The sequence below is a fragment of the Cupriavidus phytorum genome (genome assembly GCF_003254285.1).
Taxonomy (GTDB): domain Bacteria; phylum Pseudomonadota; class Gammaproteobacteria; order Burkholderiales; family Burkholderiaceae; genus Cupriavidus; species Cupriavidus phytorum.
In genome coordinates, this window is sequence record NZ_QKZN01000001.1 from 44,560 (window position 1) to 66,049 (window position 21,490).

The following is a 21,490-nucleotide window of genomic DNA, read 5'->3' on the forward strand; positions in this document are numbered from 1 at the left end:
TGCGTGCCGCTCATGCTGTCACGCAAGCGACATCAAGCCGACATATCGGCACACCACCATGGCGCATTGCCCAACTCCAGGAACCTGCAATGCGCCTGAGCGTCTTCCCTTCGCGCCGGACCCGCGCGGCACTGGCCAGCGCCGCGGTGGCGGCATCGCTGCTGGCGGCATGCGGCGGCGACGATAACGACAGCGGCAACGGCACGCCTACGGTCAGCGCGCCCACGCTGGTGGGCCGCGCCGTGCTGCCCGCCGCTACTTTTGCCAGCGGGCCGCAGTCGGGGCGTTATGTCACCGGCGATCTCAACGGGCAGACTGCGCCGTTCGCGTCGCAGCCGGTGCAGGGCTTCTCGGCGGTGCTGCGCAACCCGGACGGCAGCTTCATGGTGATGGCCGACAACGGCTATGGCTCGCTGGAGAACTCGGCTGACTTCAACCTGCGCGTCTACACGGTGGCGCCCACGTTCAAGACTGCGGCCGGCGGCGCGGGCAGCGTGGCGGTGCGCAGCTTTATCGAGCTGAAGGATCCGAACCGGCATGTCAAGTTCGCGATCGCAAACCAGTTCACCAGCGAGCGCGTGCTGACCGGCGCTGACTTCGATATCGAGAGCATGCAGCGCGCCAGCGACGGCACGCTGTGGTTCGGCGATGAGTTCGGCCCGTTCCTGCTGCATACCGATGCCAACGGCGTGCTGCTGGAAGCGCCGATCCCGCTGCCGGATTTCGAGAACGCCGGCAAGGAGATCCGCTCGCCGCAGAACCCGTTCAACGAAGAGGCCACGACGGTGCGCATCATGAACGCGGTGCGCGCGCATGCCTTCGCGCATGGCGGCACGCGCGCGCCGGTGTTCGCGCCGTACCACGTGCAGCTCAAGTACGACGTGAACGGCGCCAAGTCGAGCCCCGACGCGCACTACGCGCGCGGCGGCAACCCGCAGCCGGGGCTGGTGCCGGCAGTGTCCGACACGCTCGACGTGGCCTCGGTCAAGGCCGCCGGCTACAGCGTGGTGACCTGGACCGTCAACGACAGCGCCAGGATGACCGAGCTGCTGAAGGCCGGCGTCAACGGCATCATCTCGGACCGGCCCGACCTGCTCTACGCGGCCGTCGCCGCCTACGATGCCAACGGCGACGGCAAGGCCGGCGACTACCTGACCGCCGACGGCCTGATCGATGCCGCCAGGTTCGACGCGCAGGGCCACCGGGGCGCGCGCGACCTGCGCCCGGAGAACACCCTGCCGGCGATGGAAGCCGCGCTGGACAACCTGATGACCACGCTGGAGACCGATGTCGGCATCACCGCCGACGGCGTCGCGGTGCTCAAGCACGATCCCTATATCGAATCGGTCAAGTGCCGCCGCGCCGACGGCGCGCCCTACGGCACCGCCGACGAAGTGCTGATCAAGAACCTGACCGCGGCGCAGATCCAGTCCACCTACATCTGCGACAAGCTGTTCCGCGGCCCGAGCCAGCGCAACGATGCCGCGCTGTCGCCGGTGTCGGCGGCGGTGGCGGCCGGCAAGGGCTACGCCAGCCCGTACGTGGTACCGCGCGCGCAGGATGTGTTCGACCTGGTCAGCGCCTATGTCGCGTACTACAGCACCGGCGCGGGGCAGGGCCATCCGCAGGCGGCGCAGCGCGCGAAGAACGCGCAGGCGGTGCGCTTCAACCTGGAGACCAAGCTCAACCCGCGCAGCGACAAGGACGGCAAGGGCAACGTCTACAAGGACCGCACCGTCGGCGCCGAGCCGATGGCCGACACGCTGGCGCGAGTGATCAGTGCCGCCGGCATGGCCCAGCGCGCCGATATCCAGAGCTTCGATTTCCGCACGCTGCTGCGCGTGCAGGAGAAGTTCCCGGCGATCCGCACGGTGTACCTGTTCGGCGACTTCCCGATCTATGGCGACGCGGCCAACAGCGACGACGGCACCAACATGCAGGACGAGGCCGGCGCCAACACGCCGTGGATGGCGGGCCTGTACTGGCCGTACCGCGTCACCGTGACGTCGAACCCCATGCGCGCGAAGCGCTCGGGCGGCTTCGAGGGCATGGCGATCAGCCCGGACGGCAACAAGCTCTATCCGCTGCTGGAACTGCCGCTGGCCGGCCACGACGGCAAGACGCTGCTGATCTCGGAGTTCGATATCGCCACGCGCCGGTACACCGGGGTGCAATACAAGTACCGGCTCGACGACAAGGGCACCAATATCGGCGACTTCATCCTGTTCAATGCCGGCGAGGGCATTGTCATCGAGCGCGACGGCTCGCAGGGCGACCTGAACGGCTTCAAGAAGCTGTTCCAGGTGACGCTGGGCAAGCCGGGCGACTACGTCGCCAAGTCCGAACTGGCCAACCTGATGGCGCTGCGCGACCCGTCCGGCATCAGCGCCGGCGGTGTCCCGGGCGACGTGGCGCTGGGCGATCCGTTCGGCATGCCGTTCAATACCATCGAAGACGTGCTGGTGCTGGACGCGACCACGCTGCTGGTGATCGACGACAACAACTTCCCGTTCAGCGTGGGGCGGCATGTCGGCAGCAAGATGCCGGATGACAGCGAGTTCATCCAGATCCGGCTGCCCAAGGCGCTCAACCTGGGCGGCTAGGACGCCAGGCTGCGCAAGACGCTGCGTGCTGGCATCCCCGCCAGGGTGGGGATGTCAGCCGGAGCGGGCGCCCGCGTGCTGCTGTTCCAGCTGCGCGCGCACCGCCGAGATATGATCGCCGGCCTGGTCGACGGCGTTTTCCAGGTCACTGGTGCTGCAGCCGAGCTCCCTGCACCAGTACTGCACTTCGAGCGGATCCATCAGGTTGATACGGCCCGGATCCAGGGGCCTGAACTCGCTCACATCGCTCATGCTTGCCTCCGGTTCGTGTCTGGGGGCGACACGGTCCTTGCATTGTAGGCAGACATCAGCCGCGCGTTGCATGCAAGTTGCGACGGCCGCAGCGCATATCATGTGGCGGTGATCCCTTGCACAGGAAGCCGCATGCCCCGCTCACCCGGCGCGAAACTCTGGTCCACGCTGAACAAGACCGCGTCCCGCCATGCGCGCCAGATGCAGCGCGCCGTCAACAAGAACCTGACCAAGCCGATGACCGAGGCCATCGTGCGCAACGCGGTGAAGCAATCCGCTGCAGTCACGGCCGCGACGCAGCGCGCCTTGTCCGGCGTGGTGTCGCCGGTGGCGGCGCCGCAGAGCCGTGGCAGCGGACGCTGGGAAGAGGGCAGCTGGGGCGCGCCGCTGGCGCCGCGTCGCTACCGCATTTTTGTCCCGGCCGGCGCCACCGCGTCGCGCCGTGCGCCGATGCTGGTGCTGCTGCACGGCTGCGGCCAGGACGCCGCCAGCTTTGCCGCGGTCACGCGCGCCGCCGCGGTGGCGCGCGAATCCGGCTGGGTGGTGCTGCTGCCCGAGCAGAGCTCGCAGGCCAATGCGCAGCGTTGCTGGAACTGGTTCCGGCCCGCGGCGCAGGGCGCCGTGGAAGCCGGGCTGCTGATGACGCTGATCGACCAGGCCTGCCGCCGCCATCCGGTGGCGGCGGACCGCATCAGCGTGCTGGGCCTGTCCGCTGGCGGGGCGATGGCGCTGATGCTGGGGCTGCGCTATCCGTCGCGCTTCGCCGCGGTGGGCTCGCACTCGGGCGCCGTGCCGTGGAGTGCGGCCAATGCCGCGCAGGCCACGCGCGCCATGCGCGGGCAGCGCGGTCCCGATGCCAAGACCATGCAGGCGCTGCGCTTCGGCCTGGCGGGACGCCGGCCGCCGCCGTTGCTGCTGCTGCATGGCGGTGCCGACCACGTGGTCGACTTCGGCAATGCCACCGCCGCCGCCGGCATGTGGATGCACCTGCAGCCCGAAGGCACTCCGCCGCTGGCCGGCGTGCCGTCGCGGCGCATCCAGCGCGGCATGCGCCACGCCATCGATGTGTTCGACTGGTACGAGGGCAACTCGCCCTACCTGCGGCTGGTGCGCGTGGAAGGCCTCGGCCACGCGTGGAGCGGCGGCGCCGGCGGGCATGCATTCTCGGACCCGGCGGGGCCGGATGGGTTGAAGCTGGCGTTGCGGTTTTTTCTGGCGGTTGGGGTTTAGAGGAACGGCGATTGCCGCAGGATGATGAATGGACTAAACTAAGTAGACTTAGTTTAGTGAGGCGCGTCATGCAAACCATCAACATCCACGAGGCCAAGACCCATCTCTCGCGGCTGGTCGATCAGGCGGCCAACGGCGAGCCTTTTGTGATCGCCAAGGCAGGCAAGCCCCTTGTGAAAGTCGTGGCGCTGCATGTGCCGGAGAAAGCGCAGGTCAAGCGGTTGGGATTCATGGCCGGACAGGGGCAGGTGCCCGATGATTTCGATCGCATGGGCCAGCGCGAGATTGAAGCCATGTTTGGCGGCGAGTCATGAAACTCTTGCTGGATACGCACCTGCTGCTGTGGATGGCTCTGACGCCTGAGCGCATCTCGCCAGACGCGCATGCGCTATTGAATGCCGACGACACGGTGCTGGTTTTCAGCGCCGCCAGCCTGTGGGAGATCGCCATCAAGCAAGGGCTTGGCCGTGCGGACTTCCAGATCAACGCCCGGGTCTTTCGCAGAGGCTTGCTTGATAACGGCTACAGTGAGCTGCCGATCCGAAGTGATCATGCGGTGGCGATTGATTGCCTTCCGCCGATTCACAAGGACCCGTTTGACCGGCTTCTCGTCGCCCAGGCAACCGTGGAAGGCCTGACGCTGCTGACCTCGGACCCGCTTGTTGGCCAATACCCTGGGCCCATTCGGCTGGTCTGATCGCAGCTAGCCGAGACTGACCGGCTCAAACACCACATCACTCTCCGGACAAGCCACGCAGGGCAATATCAGCCCCTCGTCCTTTTCGTCCGGACTCAACCCCGGCCACTCGACCCGGTAACGGATCGTCCCGGCGTGCAGCCGGCTGGCGCAGGCGCGGCAAGTGCCGTTACGGCACGAATTTGGCAGCGCCACGCCTTCGAGCAAGGCCGCCTCCAGCAGGCTCAGCGCCGCCGGCGCGGTGAAGCGGGCCGGGCCGGGCAGCACCTGTGCGGTGAATTCGGCGCTTTCGTCCGCGCGCTCCATGTCAGCCATGGCCGTCGTCCTCCGCCTGCGGGAACTGGGCGCGGCCATGGGTGGCGTCGCGCAAGGCATCGCGGGCGGCATCGAGCTGCGTCGCGGGCATGCGCAGCACCAGCGTGGCGAGCGCGCCGTAGCCGGTCTCGGCCAGCGTGCAGCCAGCGGGCGCCTCGTAGTCCAGCCAGCGGCGCACGCGCGGCTCGTCGGCATAGTCGACCGCGACGGCCAGCGTGCCGTAGGCGATGCGCTCGACCCGTTCGGCGCATTTCAGGGCCGAGGCGATGGCGTCGGTGTAAGCGCGCACCAACCCGCCGGCCCCCAGCTTGACGCCACCGTAGTAGCGCACCACCGCCGCCAGCACGCCGTCGAGGTCGTGGTGGCGCAGCACTTCCAGGATCGGCCGGCCGGCCGTGCCGGAAGGCTCGCCATCGTCGGACATGCCCGAGGCGCCACCGGCCAGCAGCGCCCAGCACACGTGGGTGGCGGTGGGGTGTTCGGCGCGCAGCGCCTGCAACGCGGCCATGGCGGCGTCGCGGTCGGCAACCGGCAGCGCCAGCGCCAGGAAGCGGCTCTTGCGGATCTCGATCTCGGCGTGGACGGGGTTGGCTAGCGTGTAGGTGGGCACGGGCAAGCGGCGCGGAACTGGGACGGAAATCCGCGCCGGCCGGGCCGCGGAAGCAAGGCGGCAGTGTACCGCAGTGGACCGTGCTGGCCCGAAGCCGGCAACGCTTTGTGTTGCATCGTCAACTTGCTGTCACAAACGGCGCCTACGATCCGCCCCGGACGTGCGCGATGACGCCCGCCGCCGCCTGTGCAACAGGTGCCTGGTCCCGCCCCCGGGACTGGCGCAAACATGCAGTGAACCATCCCTTTCCTTTCCCCGGATCAAAAACATGCTTGAACAACCCAATGCTGGCCGTCGCAAGGCCCTGAAGCTATTGGCCGGCGCGCCCATGTTGCCGCTCGGCTTCGCCTCCACCAGCCTGCTGGCAGGCTGTGGCGGCGGCGATGACGCCGCGCCGGCGCCGGCCCCGGCGCCGGCACCCGGCCCGGCCGCCACCTTCACCAGCGCCGAGTTCGTGCCGATGAGCGCGCCGACGCTGGCCACGCCCGAAGCCATGGCGACCACCACGGTCGGCTCCAGCCTCAAGGTCTCCTTCAGCGACGGCAGCAGCCAGACCTACAAGCTGGCCTACCAGCCCTTCTTCGTCACCGGCGACACGCTGCCCGACGGCAAGGGCGGCACCGTCGTGGCGGGCGGCTACTACGACATCAACAACCAGCCGATCATCGATACCTCGGTCGCCGGCAAGGAACGCCAGTTCTTTTCCGATGCACCGGACGGCAGCTCGCTGCTGACGCTGGCCAATCCCACCGTGCCGGGCGTCAAGGGCAACACCGTATTCGCCGTGGTGCAGTTCGAATACACCACGCGCAACCAGGGCAATGCCAGCATGTACGGGCTGCTGCCGTCGCCGATCGCGGTGCTGACGCTGGACCAGGACCCGGCCACCGGCAAGCTGACCCCGGTCAGGTACCACAATGTCGACACCTCGGGCGTCAATGGGCTGTGGATCACCTGCGGCGCCAGCCTGTCGCCGTGGAACACGCACCTGTCGAGCGAGGAATACGAGACCGACCTGATGGACGCCAACGCGGTCACGCAGCTGCAGGGCTACAGCCGCAATTTGTACGGCGACCCGGCACGCGCCAACGCCTACAACTACGGCCACCTGCCGGAAGTCACGGTGCACCCGGACGGCACCGGCACCATCAAGAAGCACTATTGCCTGGGCCGCATCTCGCACGAGCTGGTGCAGGTCATGCCGGACGAGCGCACCGTGCTGATGGGCGACGATGCCACCAACGGCGGCCTGTTCCTGTTTATCGCCGACCAGGCACGCGACCTGTCCGCCGGCACGCTGTACGTGGCCAAGTGGCACCAGACCTCGGGCACCGGCCCGGGCAGCGCCACGCTGTCGTGGATCCGCCTGGGCCACGCCACCAGCGCAGAGATCCGCGCGCTGGTCGACGGGGGCATCCGGCTGGCCGACATCATGGACGTGAAGACCGCCGACCCGGCCGACGCGAGCTACACCCGCATCCTCTACAACGGCAAGCCCAACTGGGTAAAGCTGGTGCCGGGCATGGAAAAGGCCGCGGCGTTCCTGGAAACGCACCGCTATGCCGCGCTGGTCGGCGGCAGCCTGGGCTTTACCAAGATGGAAGGCACCACCGTCAACATCAAGGACAAGAAGGCCTATTCGGCGATGTCGCGCATCGAATCCAGCATGCTGGCGGGCAATGCCGCCAATGCCGGCGACATCCAGGTGGAAGGCCCGTACTCCGGCGCGGTCTATGAACTGAACCTGAAGGGCGGCCAGGCCGACAAGAGCGGCACGGCGATGGCGAGCGAATGGGTGCCGGTCGACATGGCCGCGGTGCCGGCGCTGATCAGCGAAGACCTCGGCGGCGGCAAGATGAAGCAGCAGGATGCGCTGGGCAACTTCGCCAACCCCGACAAGGTGGCCACGCCGGACAACCTGAAGTTCTCGGAAAAGCTGCGCACGCTGTTCGTCGGCGAGGACAGCAACACCCACGTCAACAACTTCCTGTGGGCGTACAACGTCGACACCAGGGTGCTCAGCCGCGTGCTGTCGTGCCCGGCCGGCGCCGAATCCACCGGCCTGCATGCGGTGGACGAGATCAACGGCTGGACCTACGTGATGAGCAACTTCCAGCATGTCGGCGACTGGGAGTCCCCGCTGCACGACAAGGTCAAGGCGCAACTCGATCCGCTGGTGCGCGCCAACTACAAGGACCGTTTCGGTGCGGCGGTCGGCTACCTGACCGGCGACCCGACCGGCGTCAGGCTGGGCAAGGCCTGACGCGCGGCAACGTGCGGCCATGACCACGGCGGGCTTCGGCCCGCCGTTTGCATTGGGTCGCGGCCGGCGATCATGCGTCCGTGGTCCGCTAACACGCGGCACTGGTTCAGGCGAGCCGGGGCTAACCCGCATCCGTTGCAACGGCCCCAGCGTGTCGAGGATGGCCTCCATGCGGCTTGCGCTGCCGTGTCCTACAGTGGTGGGGGCGCCGGGCACGGCACTTCGCCGCCGGCGCGCCATCCGCCAGGACAACAAGAACCGCATAACAAGGAGACCAGGCATGAAACGAGTTGTCGGGAAAGCCGCGATGCTGTGCCTCGCCGCCACGCTGCTATACGGCTGCGGCGGCGATGACGACGAACCGGCGCAGACCCCGCCGCCGCAGGCCGAGGAGAAGCGCCCGCAGGACGACCGCACCTTCAGCATGGATGCCGCCACGCTGCCGTTTGCGGCGCTGGCCGGTGCGCCCGAGGCCGACCGCTGGTGGGGCGTGCAGGACGGCGCCGGCTACCGCATCGAGGTGCCGAAGAACTGGAACGGCCGGCTGGTGATGTATGCCCATGGCTATGCCGGCACCGGCGCGGCCCTGTCGGTGACCCCGCCCAGGATCCGCCGGCACCTGCTGGCCAACGGCTACGCCTGGGCCGCGTCCAGCTATGCCAAGAACTACTATGACGTGCGCGCCGGCGTGGAAGACACCAATGCCCTGGCGCTGGCCTTCACGCGCATTGCCGCGCAGAACGGGCGCACGCTGGCGGCACCGGCGCGCCTCTACATCATCGGCCATTCGATGGGCGGCCATATCTCGGCCGCTGCGGTCGATGAAGAGAACATCCAGGCCGCCAACCACAAGGTGCGCTACCACGGCGCGGTGCCGATGTGCGGCGTGCTCGGCGATACCGAGCTGTTCAACTACTTCGGCGCCTACCAGACCGCCGCGCAGCAGTTGGCCGGCTATCCGGTAACGGCATGGCCGGCGGCCAACTGGGCGCAGATCGCGCCGGCGGTGCGCGCGGCGCTGTTCACCACGTATCCGGGCCAGACCACGGCGCAGGGCGATACCCTCAAGGCGATCGTGCGCAACCTGACCGGCGGGCAGCGGCCGCTGTTCGACTGGGGCTTCGGCGGCCCGGGCGCGCAGGGGCTGCAGGACGCGGTGTGGAGCACCTTCGGCCAGGACGGCTCGGTCAACGGCATCCTGACGCAGAACGTGGTCAACACCACCGGCATCACCTTCCAGTTCGACAACGACCCGGCGCAGTCGGCGGCGGAGCAGTCGTTCAACGCGGGCATCTTCCGCGTTAGCGGCAGCGCCGAAGCCAACCGCGCGCGCAGCGACGGCTTGCGCTGGATTCCCAGGACCAATGCGCGCATCGGCGTGCCGGTGGTGACGCTGCATACGCTGGGCGACATGTACGTGCCGTTCAGCATGGAGCAGATCTACAAGCGTCGCGCCGATGCCAACGGCACCGCGCAATGGCTGGTGCAGCGCGCCATCCGCGGCGTCAGCCATTGCGACTTCACCGTGGCGGAAGAGGCCAGGGCCTTCGACGACATGGTCAACTGGGAACAGAACGGCGTGAAGCCGGCCGGCGACGAGGTCCTGGACGCCGCCACCGTGGCCAGCCCGTCCTACGGCTGCAAGTTCACCGATAACACGCTGGCGAGCGGCGAGGAAAACCAGACCACGGCGGCGCTGCGGCCGTCGGTGGCGCAGGCGTTCCCGTGCGCGCCGGGCTGAGCGGCGGGTTGGCAGCGTAGCGCAGTGGCGCGCGGCGGGCCCGCGCGCCAATTCTGCTACGCTAGCCGCATTCCCCAGCTACCGCCTGCGCATGCCATCATGACCGGCCCGACCCACGACCCCGACGCGCGCCGCATGGCGCCCGCCACCGAACGCAACCGCGAGCCCATCCTCGCCGTGCTGCGCCAGGTACTGCCAGCCACCGGCACCGTGCTGGAAATCGCCAGCGGCACCGGCCAGCACGCCGTCCACTTTGCCGCGGCGCTGCCTGGCATCACCTGGCAGCCGAGCGATCCGGACGCCGCCGCGCGCGCGTCGATCGCGGCATGGACCGCGCACGCGGGCCTGGCCAATGTGCGCGCGCCGCTGGCGCTGGACGTCTGCCACCAGCCGTGGGGCATCGACGCCGCGGCTGCGGTGGTTTGCATCAACATGATCCATATTGCCCCGTGGGCCGCGGCCGAGGCGCTGTTCGCGGGCGCCGGCAAGCTGCTGGGGCCCGGTGGCGTGCTGTTCCTGTACGGTCCTTACCGTCGCGGCGGCGCGCATACCGCGCCCAGCAACGCCGCCTTCGACGCGCAGCTGCGCGCCGCCGACCCCGACTGGGGCGTGCGCGACATGGAGGCCGTGATCGCACTGGGCGCGGCGCAGGGTTTGCGCTGCGACGAGCCGGTGCCGATGCCGGCCAACAACTTCTGCCTGGTGCTGCGCAAGTAGGGCGCCGTGCGCGGGATGCGCGGCATTCGCACGATTCGCCGGATTCAGCCGCGCACCAGCATCACTACCGCGGTGGCGATCAGGCACACCGCAAACAATGCGCGCAGGCGGCGCTCGGGCATCCGGTGCGCCAGCGCCACGCCCCACGAGATGGTCAGCATGCCGCCCAGCGACAGCGGAATGCCGCTGGCCCAGTCGACCTGGCCGGCATGGGCATAGGTGGCCAGCGCCACCACCGCGCCGGGCGTCACCAGCGCCAGCGCCAGGCCTTGCGCGGCGGCCTGGCGCAGCCCGAACAGGCCGACCAGCGCCGGCGCGGCGACCACACCGCCGCCCACGCTGAAGAAGCCGGAGAACAAGCCACCGACCACGCCCACCAGCGGAATCCAGCGCGCCGACACACGCGCCTGCGGCGCCGTCACCGCGCGCCCCGGCAGCAGCCGCCACAGGAAGTACAGCGCCATGCCGATCATGAACAGCGCGAAGATCCGCCGCAGCAGCTGCGCGTCCATCGCCGTGGCCGCGCGCGCCGACAGCCAGGTCGCCAGCACCGCGGACAAGCCCAGCACCACTGCCGTGCGCAGCGCAATGTCGGCGCGCTTGCGGTATTGCCAGAAGCCGATCAGCACGTTGGGCGCGATCATCACCAGCGCGGTGCCCTGCGCCAGCTGCTGGTCCATGCCGAACAGCAGCCCCAGCGCCGGAATCGCGATCAGCCCGCCGCCGATGCCGAACAGCCCGCCCACCGCGCCGAGCAAACCACCAAGTCCGAAGATCAGCAGGGAGGACACCAGCAGGTGGTCAGGCATCGGTGCAAGGGGGCAATGCGGGGATTTGAGGCCGGATTCCGGGGAAAGCGGGGGCAGGGCGCGGCGGCCTCAATCATACGCGAGCGGGCCCGGCGCTTTGCACTAAAATCGGCGGGGTCATTCGATCCTGCGTTGCGCGGCCCCTGGCTCGCTGCATCGCACCCGCCACGGAGAACACGATGAAGGTCCAGAACATCCTGCAGACGATCGGCAATACCCCGCATATCCGCATCAACCGGCTGTTCGGCAATGGCCACGAGGTCTGGATCAAGTCTGAACGCAGCAACCCGGGCGCTTCGATCAAGGACCGCATCGCGCTGGCGATGGTGGAAGACGCCGAACGCCGCGGCGTGCTCAAGCCCGGCGGCACCATCATCGAGCCGACCTCGGGCAACACCGGCATCGGCCTGGCGATGGTGGCCGCGGTCAAGGGCTACAAGCTGGTGCTGGTAATGCCGGACAGCATGTCGGTCGAGCGCCGCCGCCTGATGCTGGCCTATGGCGCCACCTTCGACCTGACCCCGCGCGAGAAGGGCATGAAGGGCGCGATCGCGCGCGCCGAGGAACTGGTTGCCGCCACCCCGGGCGCGTGGATGCCGCAGCAGTTCGAGAACCCCGCCAACGCCGACGTGCATGCGCGCACCACCGCGCAGGAAATCCTGAACGATTTCCCCGAGGGGCTCGACGCGCTGATCACCGGCGTCGGCACCGGTGGCCACCTGACCGGTTGCGCCCGGGTGCTGAAGGAAAAATGGCCGCAGCTGAAGGTGTTCGGGGTCGAGCCGGTGGCCTCGCCGGTGATCTCCGGCGGCGCGCCGGCGCCGCATCCGATCCAGGGCATCGGCGCGGGCTTTATCCCGAAGAACCTCGACACCGCGCTGCTCGACGGCGTGATCCAGGTCGACGCCGAGCCCGCGCGCGAGATGGCGCGCCGCTGCGCGCGCGAGGAAGGCATCCTGGTCGGGATCTCGTCGGGCGCCACGCTGGCGGCGATCGCGCAGAAGCTGCCGGAGCTGCCGGCCAACGCGCGCGTGCTGGGCTTCAACTACGACACCGGCGAGCGCTACCTGACGGTGGAAGGTTTCCTGCCCGCCTGAGGGACGTCGGCGGCGTGCGCGCGGCTTGAACGAAACCGTTCCTGTCGCGCCCGCCCGCCATTCAGCGCGACAGCAGGCCGTGCCGCTTGTGCCAGTCGGCCAGCGATTCCTCCGGCCATGTGTCGCAGCGGACATGGCCCTTGCCGCGCGGCACGTCGACCCACGGCGCGACGGAGTCCAGCGAGGCCTCCACCACCTCGGGCGGGCGCGGCAGCGGCGTGTCGATGGCCGAGGCATGGGGATACAGCAGCTCGGGCCAGCGCGGATCCCACAGCCACAGCGCGCTGCCGCACTTGACGCAGAAATGCCGCTGCGCGGGCGAGCGCCGCGCGCGCTTGCCGGGCTCGCGCAGCACGGCGTGATAGACGCCCAGGTGCTTGCGCCCGCGCACGCGCAGCGTGGCGGCATCGCCGCCGATGTTGATGGCATAGCCGCCACCGCCTGCCGTCTTGCGGCAGATCGAGCAATGGCAATGCATGTAAGGGCAGGGCGAATCGGACTCGAGCGAGAAGTGGACCGCGCCGCAATGGCAGGAGCCGTCGAGATGCATGGGAAGGACCTTTGCACGATGGCGTTCGGGACAGTCCATTGACTGTAGAAAACCCCCGCCAAAGTGCCAAGGCCCAGGCCCCAAGGCGGGCGCCTAGCGCGCCTTGCGGAACGTCAGGTTGATGCGCAGCGGCCCCAGCAGCGGATGATCGCCATCGGCCAGCGGCGCCACGCCGTGGAACGCCAGCCGCGACGGCCCGCCCCACACCACCACGTCGCCATGCGCCAGCCGTACGCGCTGCGGCTTGTCGGCACGGCGCATGCCGCCGAACAGGAACACCGCCGGCAGCCCCAGCGACACCGAGACGATGGGCGCGGAGAAATCGCGCTCGTCGCGGTCCTGGTGCAGCGACAGCCGGGTGCCCGGCACATAGCGGTTGATCAGGCAGGCATCCGGCGCAAAGCCGGCAAAGCCCGCCTGCGTCGCCGCGCTGGCGGCCAGCTCGCGGAAACTCGCGGGCATGTCGGGCCACGCCTGTCCGCTCAGCGGATCGACCGCGTCATAGCGATAGCCGCGCGCATCGGAGACCCAGCCGCACGCACCGCAGTTGGTCATCGCCACCGACATCTTGAGGCCACCCGGAGTGACCATGTGCCGCCAGGGGGCCAGGGCCAGGACGGCTTGCACATCGGCTAGCAGCACTTCGGCATTGGCCCGCGCCGCGCTGCGCAGCACGACGGCGCCGTCGGCGAGGGGTTCGATGACGGGGGTGGCTGCGCTGTCTTCGGGCAGGTCGTCGAACAGGTCGAACGTCATGGTGGGTAGGGTGCTGCTGTGGCCCGGCGGGTTCAGGCGACCTTCAGTTCCAGCCGCCTGCCCAGCGCCCGGAAGGCGGCCTCGATCGTGTCGATCTTGGTCGCATGATCCAGGTCGACGATGCGCTGGACTTCCTGCTTGCGGGTATGCAGGCGCCGTGCCAACTCCGCCTGCGTGACCCCCTGCGCGATCATCTCGTTGAGCAGCAGCACCTTTGCCGACATGCTTGCCGGCAGCTCGACCAGATGCTGGCCGCGTCCGGCCCTCGACGGCAGCGGCACCGGCCGGCCATCCTCGAAATAGAACTCCATGGCGGTGGCAAGCGCATCGGCGGCCATCTCCTGGGCCTGCTCGATCGTGGCGCCGCTGGTCAGGGCTTCCGGGATATCGGGAAACGAGACCGCAAAGCCTTCGCCGTCGGGGACGATGTTGGCGGGGAAACGAAGCATATTGAAACTCCTTTGGCGACAAGGGCGGGTATGTCTTGCAGGCTCACGATAGGCCGAGTTGCTTGAGAATCGCCTTGCGCAGCCCCTCGCCGATTTCATGGCTGGGATGCCGCGGCAAGGTCGACTGCCTGCCATTGAGATACACCCTGACATGCTTGGCGCCTTCGCTGAAGGTCGCGCCTTGTCCGGCGAGCCATCGCCGAAATTCACTTTGCTTCACCCGAAACCTCCTGCCGATCAGTGGTGTTCAGGGTAAGCAAAAATGTTTACGTATTCTAGCAGCAATACGTCCAATTTTGTTGCAGCAACGTGTCCGCGTTTCCACGCTTGGCTTCTGCCGACATGACAAGGCCGCCCTTGAGGCGGCCTTGCTCTTGCATGCGGGCGCGGTGGAGTCCGCGCGGCGGAGCTCTTCACGCAAACGTATCAATCTCCCCCCGCCCCAGCACTCGCGCAGGCCGTGCCGCAGCACTGGCCCCTGGCCCCGGCTCGGCCGCCGCCACCGCAGCGCCACCAAAGCCAGCCTGCCAGCGCCCATGCCCCGGCGCCTGCTGTTGCTGCCCGTTGCCGTTGCCGGCCTGGCTGGCAAAGCCATCGGCGCCGACCGAGGTGTGGCCCAGCTGGATGCCGTTTTCCGACAGCGCGGTGCGCAGGTGCGGCAGCGCGGCCTCGACCGCGGCGCGCACGGCCTGGTGGGGCGAGACGAATTTCGCCTGGGCCTGGTCGTTGACCACGTTGAGCACCACCTTCAGCGGCCCCAGGTCGGGCGGATTCAGCTGCAGTTCGGCGCTTTGCTGGCCTTGCGTGCCCAGGCGGATCATCTGCTGGCTCAGGGCCTGCGGCCACTGGCTGTCGTACAGCGGCGGGGCGACCACGGGGCGGCTGGCGGCCGCGGCGGCAGCGGCCGGAGTGGGTTGTCCGGCCAGCGTGGCGGCCGCGGCAGGGATGCTGTCGGGAGTGATCGCGGCGGTCTCGCCGGCGCGCGCGGCAGCTTGCGCGGCGGCGAACTGGCCGGCGGCGGGGCGGGCGTCCGGCGCGGCAGGATTGGCCGCGAGCGGATCGGCGCGGTGCTGGCCAAGGCCGCTGTCGGGGCGATGCCCCGATCCGCCCGCGGAGGCGCCGGTGTCCTGTCCCGGCAGGTCTTGCCGGAGCGCCAGCGCGTCGGCGGCAACGGCTGGCGTGGCGCCGGCCTTTGCATCGGTTCCGGCGCTGCCGCCCGGCTGCAGCGCCGCGCGTTGCGAGGCGATGGTGGCCAGCGTGTCGGCGACCGACGGCTGCGCCGGTCGCGCTTCGGCGGTGAGCGCCTGCAACGGCTCGGGCAATGCGGTGCCGTCAACAGGGCCTGCCGTGGTGCCGGCTTCGGCCTGGGCTTGCGCGCTGGCGTTCGGCACGGTGATGCCGAGCGCCGCGTGCAGGGCCGCGGCACTGCCGGTGTCGTTCATGCCGGCGATGGCAGCGCCCGTCGCGCCAGTTGGAGTAGTCGTGGGATTCGCTGGCGCGGCGGGGGGAGGCATCAGCGCCAATGCGGCGGCTGCCGCGGCGGCTGCATCCGTCGGCGTTGCCGCGGCGGCGTCTTCCTGGTCCTGATCCTTCTCGCCGGCAGCGGCCTTCTTGCCGGTGGCGGCGGTGTGTGGTGGGTTGCCGGCGTCGGCCTGTGCAGCAGCCGGCCGCGTCGTGGGCTTGTCGCGGGCGACCGTCTCCCTTGCGGCGGGCGCCGGAGCGGCGGCCTGGTGGCTGTCGCGCGCCTGCGAGAGCGCGTCGCGGAAGCCGCTGGCGGCGGCGTCGGCGTTGGCGCGCCGGGCGCCTTCCACAGCATTGGCGGCGCTGCTGACAATCTGGCTGATATCGATCATGGGGATTCGCTACGGTGTGGCCCGGCGGGCGGTTGCCGCCCGGGCATCGTTCAGGCTTCGCTCAGGCGGCTGGTCGCGGTGCGGGCCAGGCGGGCGGCGTATTCGTCGTTGGCGCGCTGCTCGCGGCGCGCGGCCACCTGCTCCTGCTTCGCTTCCGCGCGGGCGATCAGCGTGTCGAACGAGTTCAGGCGGCGCTTCTGGTGCTGCCAGCGGTTGCGGCCGGCCAGCAGGTCGGCCTCGGCCTTGGCCAGGGCCGCGCCCTGCTGGCGGATGGCCTGGTCCAGCGAATCGAGGAAGCGCGAAAAGTCCTGCCAGCGGCTGGAGGTAATGCCCTGCGCCGCCACCACCTGCATGCGCTCGCGGTATTCCTGGCGATACTGCGTGAGCTGGTTGAGCTGCACCTCTGCCTGCGTGCGCAGGCCCTGCAGCCGGCCGAGCTCGCGCGCGGCGGCGTCGGTGTCGGTCTGGGCCAGGTCAGCCAGCGTGTTGAGCGGTGAATGCTTGAGCATGTTCACTCCTGTCGAAGAGGCTGTGCAGCGCGGCGATGGCGTCGGCGTAGCCGGCGCGCTCGTGGATGTCCTGCTGCAGGAAGGCTTCCATGCGCGGATGCAGCTGGATCGCCAGGTCCAGTTCCGGGTCGTTGCCCGGCACGTAGGCACCCACGCTGATCAGGTCGCGGTTGCGCTGATAGCGCGACATCAGCTGCTTGAAGCGGCGCACCGAGCCGAACTGCTCGTGCGGGATCAGCGCGGTCATGGCGCGGCTGATCGAGGCCTCGACATCGATGGCCGGATAGTGGCCGGCTTCGGCGAGGCTGCGCGACAGCACGATATGGCCGTCGAGGATGGCGCGCGCGGAATCGGCGATCGGGTCCTGCTGGTCGTCGCCTTCGGTCAGCACGGTGTAGAAAGCGGTGATCGAGCCGCCGCCCTCGGGGCCGTTGCCGGTGCGCTCGACCAGCGTCGGCAGCTTGGCGAAGACCGACGGCGGATAGCCCTTGGTGGCGGGAGGCTCGCCGATCGCCAGTGCAATCTCGCGCTGGGCCATGGCATAGCGCGTCAGCGAATCCATGATCAGCAGCACATGCTGGCCCTGGTCGCGGAAATACTCGGCCAGCCGCGTCGCATAGGCGGCGCCCTGCATGCGCAGCAGCGGCGAGCAGTCGGCCGGCGCGGCCACCACCACCGAGCGGCGGCGGCCCTCGGGCCCGAGGATGTTCTCGATGAATTCCTTCACTTCGCGGCCGCGTTCGCCGATCAGGCCGACCACGATCACGTCGGCGCTGGTGTAGCGCGCCATCATGCCCAGCAGCACGCTCTTGCCCACGCCCGAGCCCGCGAACAGGCCCATGCGCTGGCCGCGGCCGACGGTCAGCATGCCGTTGATGGCACGCACGCCGGTGTCGAGCACGGTTTCGATCGGGGCTCGCATCAGCGGATTGATCTGCTCGCCGGCCAGCGGCACTTCCATCGCCGCCGCGAGCGGGCCGAGCCCGTCCAGCGGTCGGCCCGCCGCATCCAGCACGCGGCCCAGCAGGCCCGCGCCGACCGGCAGGCGCTTGGAGCCCGGCTCGCGCGGCGCGCTGGTGCCGGCGGGTTGCGGCGACGGCTCCAGCGGGTAGACACGCGCGCCCGGCAGCAGCCCGACCACGTCGGACTGCGGCATCAGGTAGAGGCGGTCGGCGCCGAAGCCGACCACTTCGGCTTCAGCGGTGCGCGGCGCGTTGCTGTCGGTGGTGAACTGTCCGGCGGGCAGCTCGATCAGGCAATCGCTGCCCACCGGCAGGCGCAGGCCCACGGCCTCCAGCACCAGCCCGGCGGCGCGCGTCAGGCGGCCGCAGCTGCGCTTGCTGTCGAGTCCGGCAATGCCGGCCGCGGCGCCGTTGAGTGCGCCGATCCAGCGTTGCGTATGGGCGTGCGCGGCGTCGTGGTTGTCCTGCGCGGCATCAGGCATGCGGCGGCTCCCACGGGTCGTCGCGGCCCAGCGCCCGCACCACGCGGGTCCAGCGTGTGGGCAGCGTGGCGTCGCGCTCGCCGCTGGCGGCGCTGGCGATGCAGCCGCCGCGCGCCACCGACGGATCGGCGCGCACGCTCCAGCCGGCGGCGGCGAGTTCGCCTTGCAGGTGGGTCTCCACCAGCGCGACGTCGTCGGGGTGCAGCAGCAGGCTGGGCGATCCGGACAGCGCCGGTTCGCTGGTCAGCAGCTCGCGCACCGCGGGCAGCAGCGCCGCGGCGTCCTGCGCCAGCGTCGTGCGCACCAGCTGGCGCGCCACGTCCAGCGCCAGCGACACCAGCGCGTGCGCGACCGCGTCGTCGACGTTGCTCAGCGCGCTGCGGAAATTGCCGGCCAGCGCCTGCAGTTGGGCGGCCTCGTTGCGGGCGGCTTCCAGCCCGCGCGCATAGCCTTCGCGATGGCCGTCGCCGTAACCCTGGGTCTGGCCCTGGGTGTAGCCCTGGGCGTAGCCTTCCTTGCGCGCGCCTTCGCGCATCGCGTCGAGCGCGGCGAAGTCGATCGGCGGCGGCGCCGGTTCGGCCGGCACGGCGGCTAGCGTTTCCAGCGGCTCGGCATGCCGGGAATCGAGCGAGCCCATCTGCCAGCGCTGCCAGCCGGCGCCGCCGCCACGGGTGCGGCGCGGCGGCTCGAACGGCGCGAAGCCACCGGAACCGGCGGCGCCGTGGCCGCCGAGGGACGAGAGCGGGTCCGTGCCCAGGGCGCGGCGCCCGGCCCCGCGCTCGGGGTCTGCCTCAGACATAGGCATCGTCGCCTCCGCCGATCTGCACTTCGCCCGCATCCGCCAGGCGTCTTACCACCTGCAGGATGGCCTTCTGCTCGGCCTCGACCTGCGACACGCGCACCGGGCCCAGCGCGTCCAGGTCCTCGCGCAGCATCTCGCCGGCGCGGGTCGACATGTTGCGGATGAACTTGTCGCGCAGCTCCTGCGGCGCGCCCTTGAGCGCGACGATCAGCGATTCGGTGGCGATTTCCTTGAGCACGCGCTGGATGCCGCGGTCGTCGACCTCGAGCAGGTTCTCGAACAGGAACATCTCGTCGATGATCTTCTGCGCCAGGTCGCCGTCGTGCAGGCGCACGCCGTCGATCACGGCCTCTTCGTGCGCGGTGCTCATCAGGTTGATGATCTCGGCCGCGGTGCGCACGCCGCCCATGCGGCTGCGCTTCAGGCTCTGGCCGGCCAGCAGCTTGGTCAGCACGTCGGTCAGTTCCTGCAGCGCACCCGGCTGCACGCCGCCGAAGGTGGCGATGCGCAGGATCACGTCGTTACGAAGGCGGTCGGTGAACAGCCCCAGCACCTCGGACGACTTCTGGCGGTCCAGGTGGATCAGGATGGTGGCGATGATCTGTGGATGCTCGTCGCGGATCAGCTCGGCGATGGCGGTGGCGTCCATCCAGTTGAGCGAGTCGATGCCGCCGCCCGGATCGCGCGACTCCAGGATGTCCTCGATCACCGACTGCGCGCGCTCCTCGCCCAGCGCCTTGTTCAGCACGCTGCGGATAAACGCGCTGGAGTCGACGTTCAGCGCCAGGTACTGCTCGGTCTCGGCGCGGAACTCGCCCAGCACCTCGGCCATCTCCTCGCGGGTGACCGAGCTGAGCGTGGCCATGGCCGAGCCCAGCTCCTGCACTTCGCGCTGCGACAGGTGCTTGAACACCTCGGCCGCGGCATCCTCGCCGATCGCCATCATCAGCACCGCGCTCTTCTGCAGGCCGGATTCAGAGATGCCCTTAGCGGTTGTCATTGCTAATCCAGTTCTTGATCACGCTGGCGACCAGGCGGGGGTCGCGCTGGGCGGCGTCGCGCACCAGCGCGAGGTCGCTTTCATACTTCGCGGCAAGCCGCAGGATTTCCGGATTGGCCGGCTCTTCCGGCGGCAGCAGCACCGCCTCGGTCTCGTCCTTGGGCTCGGGGGCCGGCAACGGAGGCGCGGTGTAGCGGCGCAGGATCGGCCGCGCCACCTTGAACCACACGAACAGCGCCAGCAATGCCAGCAGCAGGTAGCCGGCCAGGCTCTTGCCCAGTGCAATCATGTCGGGCTGCTTCCACAGCGGCAGTTCGGGCTCGGCCTTCTCGCGCTCGGCGGTGAAGGGGCTGTTGACCACATTGATCGAGTCGCCGCGATCGGCCGAGAACCCCATCGCTTCCTTGGTCAGGTTCTGGATCTGCGCCAGCAGCGCCGGCGGCAGCGGCTCGGCGACGAGCTTGCCCTTGGCATCGGCCTGCTGGCGGTAGTTGACCACCACCGCCACCGACAGCCGGCGCACGCCGCCCGGGGCCTGCTGCACATGGCGCACCGAGCGGTCCAGCTCATAGTTGACGGTGGAATCGCGGCGGTTGCTGCTCGGTCCGCTGGACGCGGCGGTTGTCGCGCCCTGTGCGGCCTGGCCGGGTTGAGCTGCGGCGGGGGCCCCGGCCTGACCCGGGGCCTGGCCCGCGCGCGGAGTCTGCGGCGTGGTCACCGGTGCCGCGGCGGCGGCGGGCGGCTGGTTCGACAGCGCGCCGGGCACGCCGCCCGGCGGCGTTGCGCCCTGCTGAGTCGATTCGCTGGTCTGCTGGCTGCGGATCGCGGTGCGGGTCGGGTCCTGGTTGGGCTTGTAGCTTTCGTCGGTGTGCTCGACGATGGAGAAGTCCACGTCGGCGGTGACCTGCGCGCGCACGTTGTCCTTGCCGACGATCGGCGTCAGGATCGCCTCGATGCGCTTCAGGTAGTTCTGCTCCAGCGCCTGCACGTACTTGAGCTGGGTGGCGTCGAGCATGCGCTCGTTGCCGGTGTTCGACAGCAGGTTGCCGTGCTGGTCGACGATCGAGATCGACTTGGGCGTCAGTTCCGGCACGCTCGACGACACCAGGTGGCTGATCGCCGCGACCTGGCCTTCATCGATGGCGCGGCCCGGGTACAGCTGCAGCACGATCGAGGCGGTCGGCTTCTGGCGCTCGCGCACGAACAGCGTCGGCTTGGGGATGGCCAGGTGCACGCGCGCGGCCTGCACCGCGGCGATCGATTCGATCGAGCGCGCCAGCTCGCCTTCAAGCCCGCGCTGGTAGTTGACCTGCTCGGCAAACTGGCTGATGCCGAACTTCTGGTTGTCCATCAGTTCCATGCCGGCGGTGCCGCTCTTGGGCAGGCCCTGCGAAGCCAGCCGCAGGCGCGTCTCGTGCACCTTCTCGGCCGGCACCATCACGGCGCCGCCGCCTTCAGCGAACTTGTACGGCACGTTCATCTGCTGCAGCGACTGCAGCACCGCGCCGCCGTCGCGCTCGGACAGGTTGCTGTACAGCACCTTGTAGTCCGGGCCGCGCGACCACAGCACGCCCACCGCGATCGCGGCGGCCAGGGCCGCGCCGCCCAGCATCAGCGGCAGCTTCGGGTTGGCCTTCAGGCGCTCCAGCAGTTCGGCGGGACGCCCCGGCAGTGCGACTGCCGCGGTCATGCGCGTGCTCCGGATCCGGCGCCGCGGCGCTCGCGACGGCACGGGCGATGCTGACCGCCTTGGTCGTCGGCTCGGCTCACGGCACGGCTCACCGCATTGCTCA

Annotated in this window: 22 protein-coding genes; 8 read left to right on the plus strand and 14 right to left on the minus strand. The window is 69.6% G+C overall.

Translation table 11 applies throughout. From position 1 onward, the window contains the following. The first annotated feature begins 89 nt into the window (after positions 1-89). A complete protein-coding gene (locus C7416_RS00185) occupies positions 90-2,603 on the plus strand; it encodes an esterase-like activity of phytase family protein (RefSeq protein ID WP_111516575.1) in 2,514 nt (837 codons plus the stop codon). Positions 2,604-2,657: 54 nt separating this feature from the next. Here C7416_RS00185 and C7416_RS00190 read toward each other — a convergent pair whose 3' ends face one another. Then, positions 2,658-2,855: a DUF3606 domain-containing protein gene (locus C7416_RS00190; RefSeq protein ID WP_111516576.1), complete on the minus strand. Its 198-nt coding sequence runs from the start codon at positions 2,853-2,855 to the stop codon at positions 2,658-2,660. Positions 2,856-2,987: 132 nt separating this feature from the next. On the opposite strand from C7416_RS00190, the gene C7416_RS00195 reads away from it, so the two are divergent. From C7416_RS00195 to C7416_RS00205, 3 genes are all read left to right on the plus strand, one after another. After that, on the plus strand, positions 2,988-4,085 hold the full coding sequence (locus tag C7416_RS00195) for an extracellular catalytic domain type 1 short-chain-length polyhydroxyalkanoate depolymerase (protein ID WP_111516577.1): 1,098 nt from the start codon (positions 2,988-2,990) through the stop codon (positions 4,083-4,085). A gap of 68 nt (positions 4,086-4,153) precedes the next feature. After that, complete coding sequence (locus C7416_RS00200) at positions 4,154-4,399, plus strand: type II toxin-antitoxin system Phd/YefM family antitoxin (RefSeq protein WP_012356952.1); 246 nt, start codon at positions 4,154-4,156, stop codon at positions 4,397-4,399. Then, positions 4,396-4,782: a type II toxin-antitoxin system VapC family toxin gene (locus C7416_RS00205; RefSeq protein WP_111516578.1), complete on the plus strand. Its 387-nt coding sequence runs from the start codon at positions 4,396-4,398 to the stop codon at positions 4,780-4,782. Before C7416_RS00200 ends, C7416_RS00205 begins: the two co-directional genes overlap by 4 nt. Before the next feature lie 6 nt (positions 4,783-4,788). On the opposite strand, the gene C7416_RS00210 is transcribed toward C7416_RS00205, so the two are convergent. Next, positions 4,789-5,097 (minus strand): 2Fe-2S iron-sulfur cluster-binding protein, encoded by a 309-nt coding sequence (locus C7416_RS00210; protein WP_111516579.1) that lies wholly within the window; start codon positions 5,095-5,097, stop codon positions 4,789-4,791. Continuing rightward, entirely contained in the window at positions 5,090-5,707 is a 618-nt protein-coding gene (locus C7416_RS00215) for an IMPACT family protein (protein WP_111517432.1), read from the minus strand. Before C7416_RS00215 ends, C7416_RS00210 begins: the two co-directional genes overlap by 8 nt. 268 nt (positions 5,708-5,975) lie before the next feature. Here C7416_RS00215 and C7416_RS00220 point away from each other — a divergent pair, with 268 nt between their 5' ends. The 3 genes from C7416_RS00220 to C7416_RS00230 all read left to right on the plus strand — a co-directional run bounded on the left by C7416_RS00220 (position 5,976) and on the right by C7416_RS00230 (position 10,428). Beyond that, entirely contained in the window at positions 5,976-7,970 is a 1,995-nt protein-coding gene (locus tag C7416_RS00220; protein ID WP_111516580.1) for a PhoX family protein, read from the plus strand. A gap of 280 nt (positions 7,971-8,250) precedes the next feature. Beyond that, positions 8,251-9,711, plus strand: a complete 1,461-nt coding sequence (locus C7416_RS00225; RefSeq protein WP_111516581.1) for an alpha/beta hydrolase family protein — start codon at positions 8,251-8,253, stop codon at positions 9,709-9,711. A 99-nt stretch (positions 9,712-9,810) separates the two neighbouring features. After that, positions 9,811-10,428 carry a DUF938 domain-containing protein gene (locus tag C7416_RS00230; protein ID WP_111516582.1) on the plus strand — a complete coding sequence of 206 codons (618 nt, stop codon included), beginning with the start codon at positions 9,811-9,813 and terminating at the stop codon, positions 10,426-10,428. Positions 10,429-10,472: 44 nt separating this feature from the next. Here C7416_RS00230 and C7416_RS00235 read toward each other — a convergent pair whose 3' ends face one another. After that, positions 10,473-11,237 (minus strand): sulfite exporter TauE/SafE family protein, encoded by a 765-nt coding sequence (locus C7416_RS00235; RefSeq protein WP_111516583.1) that lies wholly within the window; start codon positions 11,235-11,237, stop codon positions 10,473-10,475. Between the two features lie 179 nt (positions 11,238-11,416). Between C7416_RS00235 and cysK the strand changes: the two genes are divergently transcribed. Further along, complete coding sequence (gene cysK / locus C7416_RS00240; RefSeq protein ID WP_012356944.1) at positions 11,417-12,334, plus strand: cysteine synthase A; 918 nt, start codon at positions 11,417-11,419, stop codon at positions 12,332-12,334. A 61-nt stretch (positions 12,335-12,395) separates the two neighbouring features. Here cysK and C7416_RS00245 read toward each other — a convergent pair whose 3' ends face one another. From C7416_RS00245 to fliF, 10 genes are all read right to left on the minus strand, one after another. Further along, positions 12,396-12,884 (minus strand): GFA family protein, encoded by a 489-nt coding sequence (locus C7416_RS00245; protein WP_111516584.1) that lies wholly within the window; start codon positions 12,882-12,884, stop codon positions 12,396-12,398. A gap of 93 nt (positions 12,885-12,977) precedes the next feature. Then, positions 12,978-13,640, minus strand: coding sequence for a DNA oxidative demethylase AlkB (alkB, locus tag C7416_RS00250; RefSeq protein ID WP_111516585.1), 663 nt, complete (start codon positions 13,638-13,640; stop codon positions 12,978-12,980). A 32-nt stretch (positions 13,641-13,672) separates the two neighbouring features. Next, positions 13,673-14,089, minus strand: coding sequence for a type II toxin-antitoxin system HicB family antitoxin (locus C7416_RS00255; protein ID WP_111516586.1), 417 nt, complete (start codon positions 14,087-14,089; stop codon positions 13,673-13,675). A 43-nt stretch (positions 14,090-14,132) separates the two neighbouring features. Next, on the minus strand, positions 14,133-14,309 hold the full coding sequence (locus C7416_RS00260; RefSeq protein WP_111516587.1) for a type II toxin-antitoxin system HicA family toxin: 177 nt from the start codon (positions 14,307-14,309) through the stop codon (positions 14,133-14,135). Positions 14,310-14,502: 193 nt separating this feature from the next. Beyond that, the gene (locus tag C7416_RS00265; RefSeq protein ID WP_111516588.1) at positions 14,503-15,942 is read right to left on the minus strand and encodes a flagellar hook-length control protein FliK; all 1,440 of its coding nucleotides are present in this window, start codon (positions 15,940-15,942) and stop codon (positions 14,503-14,505) included. 50 nt (positions 15,943-15,992) lie between these two features. After that, entirely contained in the window at positions 15,993-16,451 is a 459-nt protein-coding gene (gene fliJ / locus C7416_RS00270) for a flagellar export protein FliJ (RefSeq protein ID WP_111516589.1), read from the minus strand. Continuing rightward, the gene (gene fliI, locus C7416_RS00275; RefSeq protein ID WP_111516590.1) at positions 16,417-17,895 is read right to left on the minus strand and encodes a flagellar protein export ATPase FliI; all 1,479 of its coding nucleotides are present in this window, start codon (positions 17,893-17,895) and stop codon (positions 16,417-16,419) included. The genes fliJ and fliI overlap by 35 nt, the downstream gene beginning before the upstream one ends. Continuing rightward, positions 17,888-18,700: a flagellar assembly protein FliH gene (gene fliH / locus C7416_RS00280; RefSeq protein ID WP_111516591.1), complete on the minus strand. Its 813-nt coding sequence runs from the start codon at positions 18,698-18,700 to the stop codon at positions 17,888-17,890. The genes fliI and fliH overlap by 8 nt, the downstream gene beginning before the upstream one ends. After that, positions 18,687-19,697: a flagellar motor switch protein FliG gene (gene fliG, locus C7416_RS00285; protein WP_062803757.1), complete on the minus strand. Its 1,011-nt coding sequence runs from the start codon at positions 19,695-19,697 to the stop codon at positions 18,687-18,689. Before fliG ends, fliH begins: the two co-directional genes overlap by 14 nt. Beyond that, positions 19,684-21,387: a flagellar basal-body MS-ring/collar protein FliF gene (gene fliF / locus C7416_RS00290; protein WP_111516592.1), complete on the minus strand. Its 1,704-nt coding sequence runs from the start codon at positions 21,385-21,387 to the stop codon at positions 19,684-19,686. Before fliF ends, fliG begins: the two co-directional genes overlap by 14 nt. Positions 21,388-21,490: the final 103 nt, after the last annotated feature.